This is a genomic window from Rhodococcus sp. X156 (genome assembly GCF_004006015.1).
Taxonomy (GTDB): domain Bacteria; phylum Actinomycetota; class Actinomycetes; order Mycobacteriales; family Mycobacteriaceae; genus X156.
The window spans coordinates 719,543-733,983 of the sequence record NZ_CP034766.1; the positions used below are offsets into that span (position 1 = coordinate 719,543).

The 14,441-nt window shown below is 74.9% G+C and carries 9 protein-coding genes; 8 read left to right on the plus strand and 1 reads right to left on the minus strand.

The genetic code is table 11. The features are described from left to right. The first annotated feature begins 195 nt into the window (after positions 1-195). The 8 genes from ELX43_RS03425 to ELX43_RS03460 all read left to right on the plus strand — a co-directional run bounded on the left by ELX43_RS03425 (position 196) and on the right by ELX43_RS03460 (position 11,098). Positions 196-1,398 carry a resuscitation-promoting factor gene (locus ELX43_RS03425; RefSeq protein WP_241249695.1) on the plus strand — a complete coding sequence of 401 codons (1,203 nt, stop codon included), beginning with the start codon at positions 196-198 and terminating at the stop codon, positions 1,396-1,398. Next, positions 1,395-2,258, plus strand: a complete 864-nt coding sequence (gene rsmA / locus ELX43_RS03430; protein WP_127784640.1) for a 16S rRNA (adenine(1518)-N(6)/adenine(1519)-N(6))-dimethyltransferase RsmA — start codon at positions 1,395-1,397, stop codon at positions 2,256-2,258. The genes ELX43_RS03425 and rsmA overlap by 4 nt, the downstream gene beginning before the upstream one ends. A 117-nt stretch (positions 2,259-2,375) precedes the next feature. Then, positions 2,376-4,478, plus strand: a complete 2,103-nt coding sequence (gene pta, locus ELX43_RS03435) for a phosphate acetyltransferase (protein WP_127782143.1) — start codon at positions 2,376-2,378, stop codon at positions 4,476-4,478. Continuing rightward, a complete protein-coding gene (locus tag ELX43_RS03440; protein WP_241249697.1) occupies positions 4,475-5,197 on the plus strand; it encodes a nucleoside/nucleotide kinase family protein in 723 nt (240 codons plus the stop codon). The genes pta and ELX43_RS03440 overlap by 4 nt, the downstream gene beginning before the upstream one ends. 44 nt (positions 5,198-5,241) lie before the next feature. After that, entirely contained in the window at positions 5,242-6,234 is a 993-nt protein-coding gene (locus tag ELX43_RS03445; protein WP_127782144.1) for a 4-(cytidine 5'-diphospho)-2-C-methyl-D-erythritol kinase, read from the plus strand. Then, positions 6,234-8,027: an ABC-F family ATP-binding cassette domain-containing protein gene (locus tag ELX43_RS03450; protein WP_127782145.1), complete on the plus strand. Its 1,794-nt coding sequence runs from the start codon at positions 6,234-6,236 to the stop codon at positions 8,025-8,027. The genes ELX43_RS03445 and ELX43_RS03450 overlap by 1 nt, the downstream gene beginning before the upstream one ends. Before the next feature lie 124 nt (positions 8,028-8,151). Continuing rightward, the gene (locus ELX43_RS03455; protein ID WP_127782146.1) at positions 8,152-8,736 is read left to right on the plus strand and encodes a TetR family transcriptional regulator; all 585 of its coding nucleotides are present in this window, start codon (positions 8,152-8,154) and stop codon (positions 8,734-8,736) included. 58 nt (positions 8,737-8,794) lie between these two features. After that, complete coding sequence (locus tag ELX43_RS03460) at positions 8,795-11,098, plus strand: MMPL family transporter (protein ID WP_127782147.1); 2,304 nt, start codon at positions 8,795-8,797, stop codon at positions 11,096-11,098. An 87-nt stretch (positions 11,099-11,185) separates the two neighbouring features. On the opposite strand, the gene ELX43_RS18155 is transcribed toward ELX43_RS03460, so the two are convergent. Continuing rightward, positions 11,186-14,440, minus strand: coding sequence for an AfsR/SARP family transcriptional regulator (locus tag ELX43_RS18155; RefSeq protein WP_164860571.1), 3,255 nt, complete (start codon positions 14,438-14,440; stop codon positions 11,186-11,188). Between the last annotated feature and the right edge of the window lies 1 nt (position 14,441).

Below are 14,441 nucleotides of genomic sequence, written 5' to 3' on the forward strand. Positions count from 1 at the left end.
GACCGCCCGCACGTCCTAGTGACACACGTCATGAGTTGAGACCTGTTCTTGCCCAGACAGACACCGGCCCGTTACCGTGCCGTGATCGACTAGCCGGGATGGGGAAGTTCCGGTGCGGCAGCAGCTCTGGGTCCCTCTCCGGTCTCGTGCCACCGCACGCCCCTGCCCGGACGCTCCGACGTCAGGACGACCCGCGTGCCCCTGCTCGACCGTGTGACCCTCAGCCGAGCAGGACTCGCCCGCTCCGTCGTCGCCGCCCTGGTGCTGACCGTCGGGGCCGGCGCCGGCACCGCCATCGCCATGGAGAAGACCGTCACCGTGCAGGTCGACGGCGAGGAGCGGACAGTCTCCACCATGTCCAGCAACGTCGAGGGTGTGCTCAAGGCGGCCGGCCTCGGCGTCGGTGAGCACGACGCCCTGGCTCCCGCGGCCGACTCGGCCGTGACCGACGGCGACACCGTGGTGCTGCGTCGCGGCCGCCACGTGGAGCTCACCGTGGACGGACAGACCCGGTCGATGTGGACCACCGCGCTCACCGTGGACGAGGCGCTGGCCGAGCTGCGCCTGACCGGCGGGGACGTGCAGCTGTCCGCCTCCCGCGCCACCCGGCTGCCCCTGGAGGGCGCCACCCTGAGCGTGGCCAACCCCCGCACCGTCACCGTGGCCGACGCCGGCGCCCTGCACCAGGTGCGCACCACCGCGGCCACCGTGGGGGCGCTGCTGGCTGAGCGCAACCTGGCGCTGGTGGAGCGCGACGCCGCCTCGGCGGACCTGGCCGCCCCGCTCACCGACGGCATGCGGGTGGACATCACCCGGGTGCGCACCACCGAGGTCATCGCCCAGCAGCCGCTGCCGGCGCCGGTGCAGAAGGTGGACGACCCGACGCTGGAGACCGGCCGCACCGCCGTGCAGACCAAGCCGGTGGACGGCGCGCAGACCGTCACCTTCCGCGTCACCACCACCAACGGCGTGGAGACCGCGCGCGAGCAGGTCGCCGCGGCCGTCACCGCCCCGCCGGTGCCCGGCGTCACCCGCGTCGGCACCAAGATCGCCCCACCGCCGCCCGCCCCGGCCCCCGCCCCTGCTGCTGCACCCGCTCCGGTCGCCGCGGTGGTCAAGTCCGGCGGCGCCCCGGCCCCCGCCGTGGCCAACGGCGCGGTGTGGGACCGCCTGGCCCAGTGCGAGGCCGGCGGCAACTGGTCCATCAACACCGGCAACGGCTACTACGGCGGCGTGCAGTTCGACCGCGGCACCTGGTTGAGCAACGGCGGCGGCGCGTACGCCCCGCTGCCGCACCAGGCCACCCGGGAGCAGCAGATCGCCGTGGCCTCCAAGGTCGCCGCCGGCCGCGGGTTCTCCCCGTGGCCGTCGTGCTCGAGCAAGCTGGGTCTGCGCTGAGCGAGGAACGCGCCGCCCTGCTCGGCCCGGTCGAGGTGCGCACCCTGGCGGCCGAGCTGGGGGTGCGGCCCACCAAGACCCTGGGCCAGAACTTCGTGCACGACGCCAACACCGTGCGCCGCATCGTCACCAGCGCCGGGGTGGGCGCCGACGACGTGGTGCTGGAGGTGGGCCCCGGCCTGGGCTCGCTCACCCTGGGGCTGCTGGAGCCCGCTGCCGCGGTGGTGGCCGTGGAGATCGACCCGGTGCTGGCGGCGCGGCTGCCGCGCACCGCCGCCGAGCGCGCTCCGGGCCTGGCCGACAAGCTCACCGTGATCGGCGCCGACGCCCTGCGGGTGCGCGCGGCCGACCTGCCCGCGGCGCCCACCGCGCTGGTGGCCAACCTGCCCTACAACGTGGCGGTGCCGGTGCTGCTGCACCTGTTCGCCGAGCTGCCCAGCCTGCGCAGCGCCCTGGTGATGGTGCAGGCCGAGGTGGCCGACCGGCTGGCCGCGCCGCCGGGCAGCCGCACCTACGGCGTGCCCAGCGTCAAGGCGTCCTTCCACGGCCGCGTCGCCCGCGCCGGCGCGGTGCCGCGCGGGGTGTTCTGGCCGGTGCCCGGGGTGGACTCCGGGCTGGTGCGGGTGGACCGGCACGAGCAGGCGCCGTGGCCCACCGACGAGCAGACCCGCAAGCAGGTGTTCCGGGTGGTCGACGCCGCGTTCGCCCAGCGGCGCAAGACGCTGCGGGCCGCGCTGGCCGGGTGGGCCGGCTCGCCGGTGGAGGCCGAGCGGCGCCTGCGCGCGGCGGGCATCGAGCCCAGCACCCGTGGTGAGCAGCTCGACGTGGCCGCGTTCGTGGCGCTGGCCCAGCAGGGCTGAGCGCGGCAACGCTCAGCAACAAGGGCGTGCAACGCCGGCGACGGTGGGCGTGGCCGTGCGTGCCGCGGGGTGAGACCCTCAGGTGAGCAGGTAGCGACGAGCTGACGGGGGTGGCCGGTGGCCCGAGGGGTGTACGTGGTGGCCGCGACCGCGGGGACCGGCAAGTCGCTGGTGTCGGTGGGGCTGCTGGCCCTGATGCGCAGCAGCACCGACACGGTGGCCTTCCTGCGTCCCCTCGCCGAGCCGCGCCCCTCGGTGGACGGCCACGAGCAGGACCCGGACACCGACCCGCTGGTGGTGCTGGTCCGCGACGCCATGGGCGTGCCCGCCGAGCTGGCCCGCGGCGGGGTGCCGCGCGCCAAGGCGCGGGCGCTGCTGGCGGCCGGGGAGCGCGACGAGCTGTTCCGCCGCTGCGTCGCCGCCTACAGCGACCTGGCCGCGCGCGCCGACGTGGTCATCGTGGACGGCTCCGACTACGGCGACGGCCGGCGCCTGGGCGACGAGCTGGACCTGAACACCGAGCTGGCCAACCACCTGGGCGCCATGGTGGTGGCCGTGGTCAGCGGCGCCGGCCAGGACACCGCGGCGCTGGTGCAGTCGGTGGACCTGGCCCGCAAGGAGGTGCTGGCCGCCGGCTGCGCGCTGGCCGCGGTGCTGGTCAACCGGGTGCCGGTGGAGCTGGTGGAGCAGACCCGCGCCACGGTGCACCGTGGCGCGTCCGGGCGCCCGGTGTACGTGCTGCCCGAGACCGACGAGCTCGACCGCCCCAGCGTGGCCGAGGTGGCCACGGCGGTGGGCGCCCGGCGCATCGGCGGCAGCACCAACCTCGACCGCGACGTCCGCTCGGTGCGGGTGGCGGCGATGACGGTGGAGCACGTCCTGCCGCTGCTCACCGACGGCGCCCTGGTGATCACCCCGGGCGACCGGGCCGACGTGGTGGTGGCCACCGTGGCGATGGCGCTGTCCGCCCAGCAGCCGGTGCCCGCCGCCGTGCTGCTCACCGGCGGCATCCCGCTGGCCGACAGCGTGCTGGCGCTGCTGCCCACCGCGCCGTTCCCGGTGCTGGCCCTGGACACCGACACCTACACCGCCGCCCACGCCGTGGGTGGGGTGCACGGCGAGCTGGCCCCGGGCAACCCCCGCAAGATCGCCACCGCGCTGGGGGTGTGGAACGCCGGGGTGGATGCCGCCGAGCTGGTGGAGCGCCTGGCGCTGCCCCGGCCGGAGCGGATGTCGCCGGTGCGCTTCAGCTACGAGCTGATGCAGCAGGCCAGCGCGCAGCGGCGCCGCATCGTGCTGGCGGAGGGGACCGAGCCGCGCATCCTGCGGGCCGCGGAGATCATCCGCCGCCGCGGGGTGTGCGAGCTGGTGCTGCTGGGCAACGCCGCCCAGGTGGGCGAGCTCGCCGGGACCGCGGGCGTGGACCTCACCGGCATCGAGGTGCTCGACCCGGAGGCGTCGCCCGAGCGGGAGCGCTACGCCGCGGAGTACGCGCGGCTGCGGGCCCACCGGGGCGTGGACCTGGAGCAGGCGCGGGAGGTGATGACCGACGTCTCCTACTTCGCCACCATGATGGTGCACCTGGGCCACGCCGACGGCATGGTCTCCGGCGCGGTGCACACCACCGCGCAGACGCTGCGCCCGGCGCTGGAGTTCATCAAGACCGCGCCCGGGGTCTCCACCGCCTCCTCGGTGTTCCTCATGTGCCTGCCCGACCGGGTGCTGGTCTACGGCGACTGCGCGGTGATCCCCGACCCCGACGCCGCCCAGCTCACCGACATCGCCGTGGCCTCGGCCGACACCGCCGCCCGCTTCGGCATCACCCCGCGGGTGGCGATGCTGTCGTACTCCACCGGGGCCTCCGGCACGGGCACGGCGGTGGAGAAGGTGCGCGAGGCCACCGCGCGGGTGCGGGAGCGCCGCCCGGACCTGCCGGTGGAGGGCCCCATCCAGTACGACGCCGCGGTGAACGCCTCGGTGGCCGCCACCAAGCTGCCCGGCTCCGAGGTGGCCGGCCGCGCCACGGTGTTCGTCTTCCCGGACCTCAACACCGGCAACAACACCTACAAGGCCGTGCAGCAGTCGGCCGGTGCGGTGGCCATCGGGCCGGTGCTGCAGGGGCTGCGCAGACCGGTGAACGACCTCTCCCGCGGGGCCACCGTGGAGGACGTCATCAACACCGTGGCCATCACCGCGGTGCAGGCGCAGGACCGGCCGTGAGCGCGCTGCCGGTGCACCCGCCGCTGCCGGAGCTGGTGGCCGCCGCCGAGGAGCTGATGAGCGCCAGCCTGGACGCGGGCCAGCGGCGGGCGGTGCTGGGCATCACCGGCCCGCCGGGGGCCGGCAAGAGCACCCTCGCGGGAGCGCTGGTCACCGCCCTGCAGGTGGCGCTGGACACCGAGCCGGTGGAGCCGCTGGTGGTGGGAGTGCCGATGGACGGCTTCCACCTGGCCGACGCACAGCTGGAGCGGATGGGCCTGCGGCACCGCAAGGGCGCACCGGAGACCTTCGACGTGGGCGGCTACCGCTCCGTCCTGCGCCGGCTGCGCTCCGCCGACGAGCAGGCGGTGTACGTGCCCAGCTTCGAGCGGACCCTGGAGCAGCCGGTGGCCGGCTCCATCGCCGTGCTGCCCTCGGCCCGCCTGGTGGTGACCGAGGGCAGCTACCTGCTGCACGGCGCCGACGGCTGGGAGCGGGTGCGCTCGCTGCTGGACCAGGTGTGGTTCCTCGACGCCGACGACGAGCAGCGCCGTGCCGCGCTGGTGGCCCGGCACGTGCGTCACGGCAAGACCCCGGAGGACGCGCAGGCCTGGGTGCGGGAGGTGGACGAGCGCAACGCCGCGCTGGTGGCGCGCACCCGGCACCGCGCGGACCTGGTGGTGGCGCTCGACCTCGGCCAGCACGGTGACGCCGGTCACCGGCAGGCGCCCGCGGGGTAGCGGGCGGCGCTGGGTGGCTCCGGCAACGATTACGCTGGTGCACCGTGCTTGCCGTCGTCCCTCCTCCCGTCACCGTGCGGGTTCCCGCCAAGGTGAACCTGCACCTGGCCGTGGGCGACGTGCGCGCGGACGGCTACCACGAGCTGGTCACGGTGTTCCAGGCGTTGTCGCTGGTGGACGACGTGTCGGTGGCCCCCGCGGACGCCCTGTCGGTGCGCGTGGTGGGGGAGGGCGCAGGAGCGGTGCCCACCGACAAGCGCAACCTCGCCTGGCAGGCCGCCCAGCTGCTGGCCCGCACCACCCACCACCCGGCCGAGGCCGAGATCACCCTCACCAAGGGCATCCCGGTGGCCGGGGGCATGGCCGGCGGCAGCGCTGACGCCGCGGCCACCCTGCTGGCCCTGGCCACCCTCTGGGGCAGCGACGTCAGCCGCGAGGAGCTGGCCGCGCTGGCCGCCCAGCTGGGCAGCGACGTCCCCTTCGCCCTGCACGGGGCCACCGCGATGGGCACCGGCCGCGGCGAGCAGCTGCTCCCGGTGCTGGCCCGCAACACCTTCCACTGGGTGCTGGCTCTGGACCACGAGGGCCTGAGCACCCCGGCGGTGTACGCCGAGCTGGACCGGCTGCGGGCGACGGGCGCGCAGCCGCGGGTGGGCGACGTGCAGCCGCTGATGCACGCCCTGGCCGCCGGCGACGCCCTGGCCCTGGCCCCGCTGCTGGCCAACGACCTGCAGGCCGCCGCGCTCTCGCTGCGCCCGAGCCTGCGCCGCACCCTGCACGCGGGCACCGAGGCCGGTGCCCTGGCCGGCATCGTCTCCGGCTCCGGGCCCACCTGCGCCTTCCTCTGCGTCAACGCCGACGCCGCCGTGCGGGTGAGCGCCGAGCTGGCCGGAGCCGGCGTGTGCCGCACCGTGCGGGTGGCCGCCGGGCCCGTCGCCGGCGCCAGGGTGCTGCCCGCACACCCCGCTGGCCCCAACCCCGCCAGCCCCCGAACCCCTGATCCACGAACTCGATCGAGCACCGGAGCGCACAGCTGATGGCCCAACCCGTGAACCTGGTCAACCTGGAACAGGTGTCCAAGACCTACGGCGTCAAGCCGCTGCTGGACAAGGTGTCCCTGGGCGTGGCCTCCGGCGAGCGCATCGGCGTCGTCGGCCTCAACGGGGGCGGCAAGACCACCCTGCTGGAGGTGCTCACCGGGCTCGAGCAGCCCGACTCCGGCCGGGTCAGCCAGACCGGCGGCCTGCGCCAGGCCGTGGTCACCCAGCGCGGCGTGCTGCCCCCGGGCTCCACCATCGGCCAGGTGGTGCTCGCCCCGCTCGGCGTGGACGAGCACGAGTGGGCCGGCGACTCCCGCATCCGCAACGTGCTGCACGGCATCGGGGTGGACGCCCTGGGCGTGGACACCCCCATCGACGGCCTCTCCGGTGGCGAGCGCCGCCGGGTCGCCCTGGCCGCCGCGCTGGTGCAGGACCTGGACCTGCTGGTGCTGGACGAGCCCACCAACCACCTCGACGTGGAGGGTGTGCAGTGGTTGGCCGAGCACCTCAAGGGCCGCCGCTCCAGCCTCGTCGTCGTCACTCACGACCGCTGGTTCCTGGACACCGTGGCCACCCGCACCTGGGAGGTGGTGGGCGGCAAGGTGGAGACCTACGAGGGCGGCTACGCCGACTGGGTCTTCGCCCGTGCCGAGCGCACCCGCCAGGCTGACGCCGCCGAGGAGCGCCGCCAGAACCTGGCCCGCAAGGAGCTGGCCTGGCTGCGCCGCGGCGCCCCGGCCCGCACCTCCAAGCCCAAGTACCGCATCGAGTCGGCCGAGGCGCTCATCGCCGACGTGCCGCCCCCGCGCGACCGGGTGGCGCTGGCCTCCTTCGCCGCCCGCCGCCTGGGCAAGGTGGTGCTCGAGCTCGAGCACGTCAACGTGCAGACCCCGGACGGCCGTGAGCTGGTGCACGACCTCACCTGGCGGCTGGGCCCGGGCGACCGCATCGGCCTGGTCGGGGTGAACGGCTCCGGCAAGACCACCCTGCTGCGGATGCTCGGCGGCGAGGTGGAGCCCACCGCCGGCAAGCGCATCCAGGGCCAGACCGTGCACCTGGGCTGGCTGCGCCAGGAGCTGGACGACCTGCCGCTGGACATGCGGGTGCTCGACGCGGTGGAGGACGTCGCCAAGTACGTCACCCTGGGCGACAAGGAGATGTCCGCCGCGCAGCTGGCCGAGCGGCTGGGCTTTGCCCCGGCGCGGCAGCGGGTGCCGGTGGGCGACCTCTCCGGTGGCGAGCGCCGCCGGCTGCAGCTCACCCGGGTGCTGATGGCCGAGCCCAACGTGCTGCTGCTGGACGAGCCGACCAACGACCTGGACATCGACACGCTGCAGCAGCTGGAGGACCTGCTGGACTCCTGGCCGGGCACCATGGTGGTGGTCAGCCACGACCGCTACCTCACCGAGCGGGTGTGCGACTCGGTGTGGGCGCTGTTCGGCGACGGCAAGCTGACCAACCTGCCGCGCGGCATCGACGAGTACCTGGAGCGCCGGGCCGCCGACCTCAGCGACAACCCCGGCCAGCCGGCCAACCTCGGCGGCACCACCAGCGCCGGTGGCAGCCGGCCCGACGCCGCCACGCTGCGCGCCGCCCGCAAGGAGCTGAGCAAGGTGGAGCGCACGGTGAGCAAGCTGGACGAGAAGGAGCGTGCGCTGCACGCCCAGCTGGCCGAGGCCACCACCGACGCCGGCCGGCTCGCCGACCTCGGGGTGCAGCTCAAGGCCGTGCAGGCGGAGAAGGAAGCCGCCGAGGAGAAGTGGATGGAGCTCGCCGCCGCATTCGAGTGAACCAGCGTTCGAGGGACCCTGCCCTCGACTGAACCGACTCGTGCGCCAGTGACGAAGCCCACGGAGATGCACGTCACGGTCGTTTTCGTGGGCAACGAGACGGACGCCTGCAAGACTGCACTCTATGGGGCAGAGTGCAAAGACCGTGCTGCGGCGTCGCACGCAGACCGGGTACCGGGTGTGGATGTGCGCCCAGCAGCTCACCGACGAGCGTGGCTTCGACGGCTTCACCATGGACGACCTCGCCGAGCTCGCCGGGGTCTCCCGCCGCACCCTGTTCAACTACTTCCCCGGCAAGGCCGACGCGGTCCTCGGCACCGCCCCTGAGCTGACCAGCGACGTCCTGGTCACCCTCTCCGAGCGTCGCGGCAGCGACCTGATGGAGGACCTGCTTCTGCTCGGCGGCGAGATCCTCGGGCCGCTGGACATCACCCGCGCGCAGGTGGAGCGGATGAAGCGGGTGATCATCAGCAACCCCCGCCTGCTGACCCTGTGCTACGAGCGGATGGCCGCACTGAGCGCCCAGACGGTGGCGGCGATCCGGGCCCGCGACGGCGACGCCTTCGACGGCCCACGGACGGTGCTCGCGGTCCGCCTGGTGGGGGCCATCCTCGACGCCGCGATGGAGAACTGGCTGGCCCAGGACGACGGCACGCTCGTGGAGGCCTTCGAGAAGGCGCTGAGGGGGGCTCGTGAGCTGCTGAGCTGACCCGCCGCTGTCGGCACCGGCCACCCGGTGCCCCGTCTGACTCCTCAGGAGAACCCGCATGGCTACCCTGCTCTACCGCCTCGGCCAGACCGCCTACCGGCGGTGGCCGCTCTTCCTGGTCGCCTGGCTCATCGCCATGGTGGCCATCGCCGGCTTCGCCGCAACGTCGTCCAAGCCCATGACCGACTCCTTCTCCATCCCGGGCATCCCCTCGGAGCAGGCAGCTGACCTGCAGTCCCAGCTGTTCCCCGGGGCCAAGGACGCCTTCGACACCGCCTCGGTCAAGGTCGTCGTCGCCGCGCCGGACGGCCACCAGCTGGCAGAGCCGACCTACGCCCAGGCCGTGGACGCCCTCGTCGCCGACCTCAAGGGCCTGCCGCAGGTGCCGGCCGAGGCCCCGGTGGTCAACCCGGTGCAGGCCGCCGCGGCGCAGACCGAGAAGATCGTCGCCGCCGCCGGCCAGGCCGGGCTGTCCCCGGAGCAGGCCCAGGCCAACGCCCAGGCGCTGTCCCCGCTGTCTCCGGACGGTCGGGTGGGCACCATCTCCTTCGACCTGGACGTGGCCACCGTGGCCGACGTCGAGCCGACCACCATCGACGAGCTGTTCTCGGTGCTGGACACCGCCCGCGGCAGCGGGCTGACCGTGGAGGCCAACGGCACCGGCACCACCGGCATGGCCGAGATCAGCATGACCTCCGAGCTGATCGGCGTGGCCGTGGCGCTCATCGTGCTGGTGCTCACCTTCGGCTCCCTGGTGGGTGGCGGGCTGCCCATCATCACCGCCCTGTGGGGCGTGGGCCTGAGCGCCGCCGGCATCTACGCGATGACCGCGTTCACCGAGGTCGGCTCCACCACCCCGATGCTGGCCATCATGATCGGCCTGGCCGTGGGCATCGACTACACGCTGTTCATCCTGGCCCGCTACCGCAGCGAGCTCGAGCACACCGACGACCGCCGGCACGCCACCGGCATCGCGGTGGGCACCGCCGGCTCCGCCGTGGTGTTCGCCGGCCTCACGGTGCTGATCGCGCTGGCCGCGCTGTCGGTGGTGCGGATCCCGTTCCTCACCACCATGGGTGTGGCCGCGGCGGCCGCGGTGTTCGTGGCGGTGCTGCTGGCGCTGACCCTGCTGCCGGCCCTGCTCGGCATGCTCAAGTCCAAGGCGTTCGGCGGCACGGTGCGCAAGTACCAGCCCAAGCGCGAGGACGACGGCGTTGTGCTCAACAACGGGGTGCGCTGGGCGCGCCTCGTCGGCAAGGCGCCCGTCGCGGCGCTGCTGATCGGCGTGGTGGCGCTCGGTGCCCTGGCCGTTCCGCTGCAGGGCCTGCACCTGGCCCTGCCCAGCGACTCCACCGCCTCGTCCGACACCACCCAGCGGCAGGCCACCGACCTGATCGCCGACGCCTTCGGTCCCGGCCGCGACGCTCCGCTGCTGATCGTGGTGGACGGTCGCGGCATCGACGACCCCGGCCAGCGCACCGCCGCCTTCGCCCAGGTCGCCACCTGGGCCGGCGAGCAGTCGGGCGTCACCAACGCCCAGCTGGTGGCCAGCAACCCCGAGGGCACCGGTGCCCAGATCATGGTCACCCCGACCAAGGGCGCGGCCGACACCGAGACCGAGAACCTGCTGACCGACCTGCGGGAGGGCCAGGCCGGAGTGGAGCAGCGCACCGGCACCGTCATCGGCGTCACCGGCCTGACGGCCATCGCGGTGGACGTCTCCGAGCAGCTGGCCGACGCCCTGCCGATCTACCTCTCGGTGGTGGTGGGCCTGGCGTTCATCCTGCTCACCCTGGTGTTCCGCTCCCTGCTGGTGCCGCTGACCGCCACCCTCGGGTTCGTGCTGTCGGTGCTGGCCACCCTGGGCGCCACCGTCTGGATCTTCCAGGACGGCGCGTTCGGCCTGGTGGAGGGACAGCCCATCATCAGCTTCATGCCGATCTTCCTCATCGGGCTGGTGTTCGGGCTGGCGATGGACTACCAGGTGTTCCTGGTGACCCGGATGCGGGAGGCGCACGTGCACGGCTACTCCCCGCGGGAGGCCGTGGTGGACGGCTTCCGCAGCAGCGCCCGGGTGGTGGCCGCCGCGGCGGTCATCATGATCGCGGTGTTCGGCGCGTTCGTGCTCATCGACGAGCCGATCATCCGGTCGATGGGCTTCGCGCTGGCGGTGGCGGTCTTCCTGGACGCCTTCGTGGTGCGGATGATGCTCATCCCCGCGGTGATGTACCTGCTCGGGGAGAAGGCCTGGTGGATCCCCCGGTGGCTCGACCGGATCCTGCCCAACATCGACGTGGAGGGCGAGAAGCTCGACCGCCCGCACCTGCAGACCGATGACGAGCGCGAGCCGGTCAACGCCTGACCTGCTCCGCTGGCGGAACGGCCCCGCACCCTCTCGAGGGTTGCGGGGCCGTTCTGCGTCGCGGCCCCTGCCCCGCCCCCCGGGTGGTCAGAGCAGGGCACGCGCCTGGCGAGCCCAGTGCGCGGCGCCGAGCTTGTCGGCCAGGGCCGCCGCGTCGGCGGCGTGGCGCGCGCTGGCGGCAGCGTCGCCCCGCGCCCCCGCCAGCTTGGCCAGGTACAGGTCCACCGGGCCCAGGGTGGCCGCACCGCCCTGGATGCCGGCGAGGTGCCCGGCCCACGGCAGCAGCTGGGCGTACCACTCCGCGCAGGCCGCGGGGTGGGCCAGGCGGGCAGCGTTGTCGGCCCGCAGCCCGGCGAAGTACAGCCACAGGTAGTCGTGCAGCACCGGCAGCGCCGGGTCCCACACCGCCTGCGCCTGCTCGAGCCGGCCCGCGTCCAGCAGCGCGGTCACCACCATGTCGTTGACCCCTCGCGGGCGCAGGTCCAGCCAGCTGGTCAGCTCCTCGACGAAGTCGGCACAGTCCCCGGCGGCGTGGGCCACCGTGAAGCGCAGCACCACGTCCATCGCCACCCCGTTGGGATCCCCCGACGCCTGCAGCTGCTGGGCCGTCGCCGCGTAGGTGTCCCTGGCCGCGTCCAGGTCGCCGCGGGTCAGCGCGACCGCGCCGGAGAACATCGCGGCCACCGCCAGCAGCAGCGGCAGCTGTCCGGCGCTGCCCGAGCGCGTCGCGTGCGCCACGTGCTCGGCGGCCAGCTCCAGGTCGCCGGCGTCGGCCGCGGCGCCGAACAGCACGTGGTGGGCCACCGCCTGGTAGGTCAGCAGCCCCGCCTCCTGCGCCACCGCCAGCAGCTGCTCGCCCACCGCCCGCAGCTGTCCGGCCGGCCGTGGTGGGAACGCCACCAGGTAGCGGGCGTTGAGCGCCCGGCACAGCAGCACCGGGTCGCCCAGCCGGGTGGCCAGCTCCACCGCCTCGGCCGAGCACTGCTCCGCCCGGCGGAACAACCGAGTGCTCTCCGTCTCCAGGGCCAGGCTGGCCAGCAGGTCCACCCGTAGCGGACCCGGCTCGGTGACCACGGCCACGGCCCGCTCCAGCTGAGCCACCACGGTCTCGTCCAGCAGGGACAGCTCACGGATGGTCCACACCGTCGGCGCCTGCCACACCAGGGCCCGGGCCACGTCGCGGGGCCCGCCGTGCTGCTGCGCCCACTGCACCGCCCTGGCCCGCTCCTGCCGCGCCAGCGCCAGCTCGCCGTGCGCGGCGAGGGCGTGCACCAGGTGGCGCTGCACCGCGAAGCGCGCGGGGGCCGGGGTGTGCGCCAGCTCGTGGGCCTGCAGGGCGGCGCGGGCGTGCCGGATCGCCTCGTCGAACGCCCCGTGCTCCATCGCCCGCTCGCAGCCGGCGCCCAGGTGCCCGACGGCGCGCCCGGCCACCCGGGCGTCCAGGGCCGCGGCGCTGTGGTGGGCCATGGCCTCCACCCGGTCGGGATGGCGGGTCTCCAGCAGGGCGAGCACCGACTGGTGCAGGCGGCTGCGGCGGATGGGAGCCAGCCGCTCGTAGAGGGCGTCGCGGACCAGGGCGTGGGTGAAGCGCACCTCGCCGGGGGCGGGCACCTGCAGCAGCCCGGCCACCACGCCCGCGTCCAGGTCGTCGACCACCTGCTCCTCCAGCTCGGTGGCGGTGGCCGGGCGGGGCAGCTGGGTGGCCTCCACCTCCAGCAACAGGTCCAGGTCGATGTCGCGGCCGAGCACCGCCGCCCGCGACAACAGCTCCACCGTGGCCGGGGGCAGCCGGGCGATGCGGCGCTGCAGCAGGTCGCGGATGGCCGAGGGCAGCTCGCGCAGGGCCTGCTCGGCGCCCTCGGCGGCCACCAGCCGACCCAGCTGGCGCAGGAACAGCGGACTGCCCGCGGAGCGCTCCACCAGCGACCGCCACGTCGCCGCGGGCAGCGCCTCGCCCACCAGCTCCTGCAGCAGCCGCTGGGCCGGGGCCGGTTCCAGCCCGCCCAGCTCGATGCGGTCGACGGTGCGGTCGGCGACGGCGGCGAAGGTGGCGCCCAGCTCGGCGGAGACCTCCTCACCGCGGAAGGTGGCCACCAGCAGCACGCCGGGCTGCCCCTGGTGGGCGAGGTGACGAAAGATCTGCAGGGTCTCCCCGTCGGCGCGGTGCAGGTCGTCCACGGCCACCACCACCGGCCCCCCGGCGCTGCGCCCGGCCAGCGCCCCGGTGAGCGCCGAGGCCAGCTCGAACGGGGTGCTGGCCTCGGCACCGTCCAGCGACCGCAGCACCTCCCGCCACGCCCAGCCGGCCGGCGCACCGTCCACCTCGGCGCAGCGGCCCCGCACCACGGTGGCCGTCGCCGCCGACTCGTCGCAGAACCGCTCCACCAGCGCGGACTTGCCGAACCCGGCCTCGGCGCACACCCACACCACCGCCAGCCGGTCGCGCGCCTGCTCGGCCGCGCGCCGCAGCCGGGCCAGCTCGGCGTGCCGGCCGACGAAGCCCGCCCCGGAGCGGCGCGCCACCGCGGGCGGGGCCGGCGGGACGACGCGGGCGGCCGCGGGCGGGGCCGGCGGGACGGGGACCTGCAGGTGCTCGGCGTGGGCGAGGATGTCCGCCTCCAGCGCGCGCACCGCGGGGCTGGGGTCCACGCCCAGCTCCGCCACCAGCCGGCTGCGCAGCGAGCTCAGCTCGGCCAGCGCCTCACCCTGCCGTCCGGCCCGGTACAGGGCCGTTGCCAGGGCGTGCACCGCCTGCTCGCGCAACGGGTGGGCCCGCACGTGCTGGGCGAGGTCGGCCGCCACCAGCTGCGCGGAGCGCCCCAGCTGCAGCCCCGCGGTGGCCCGCAGCTCCACCGCGCTCGCGCGCAGCTCGCCCAGGCGCCGCGCCTCCGCGGCGGCCCAGGGCTGGTCCGGGTAGGCGGCGTAGGGCTCGTCGGTCCACAGCGCCAGCGCCTGCTCCACCAGGGCGGTCACCTGGTGCGCGTCGGTGACCTCGCCAGCGCGGGCCAGCAGCGCCTGGAAGTGCCAGGCGTCCACCGACTCGGTGGGCAGCGCCAGCAGGTAGCCCGGCGCGGCGCTGACGATCACCGCCGCCGGGCGTCGCCGCGGCCGGTCGGGCTCCAGCCGCTTGCGCAGGTGGGAGATGTAGGCCTGCAGGGCGCCGCTGGCCTTGGGCGGCGGGTGGCCCGCCCACAGGTCGTCCAGGAAGCGGTCGGCGGAGACCACCCGGCGGCCCGCCGCCACCAGCAGCCCCAGCACCGCGCGCTGGCGCGGACCGCCGAGCTCGAGGGGAGTCCCGTCGAGCTCGGCGCGCACCGTGCCGAAGATGCTGACCCGCACCACC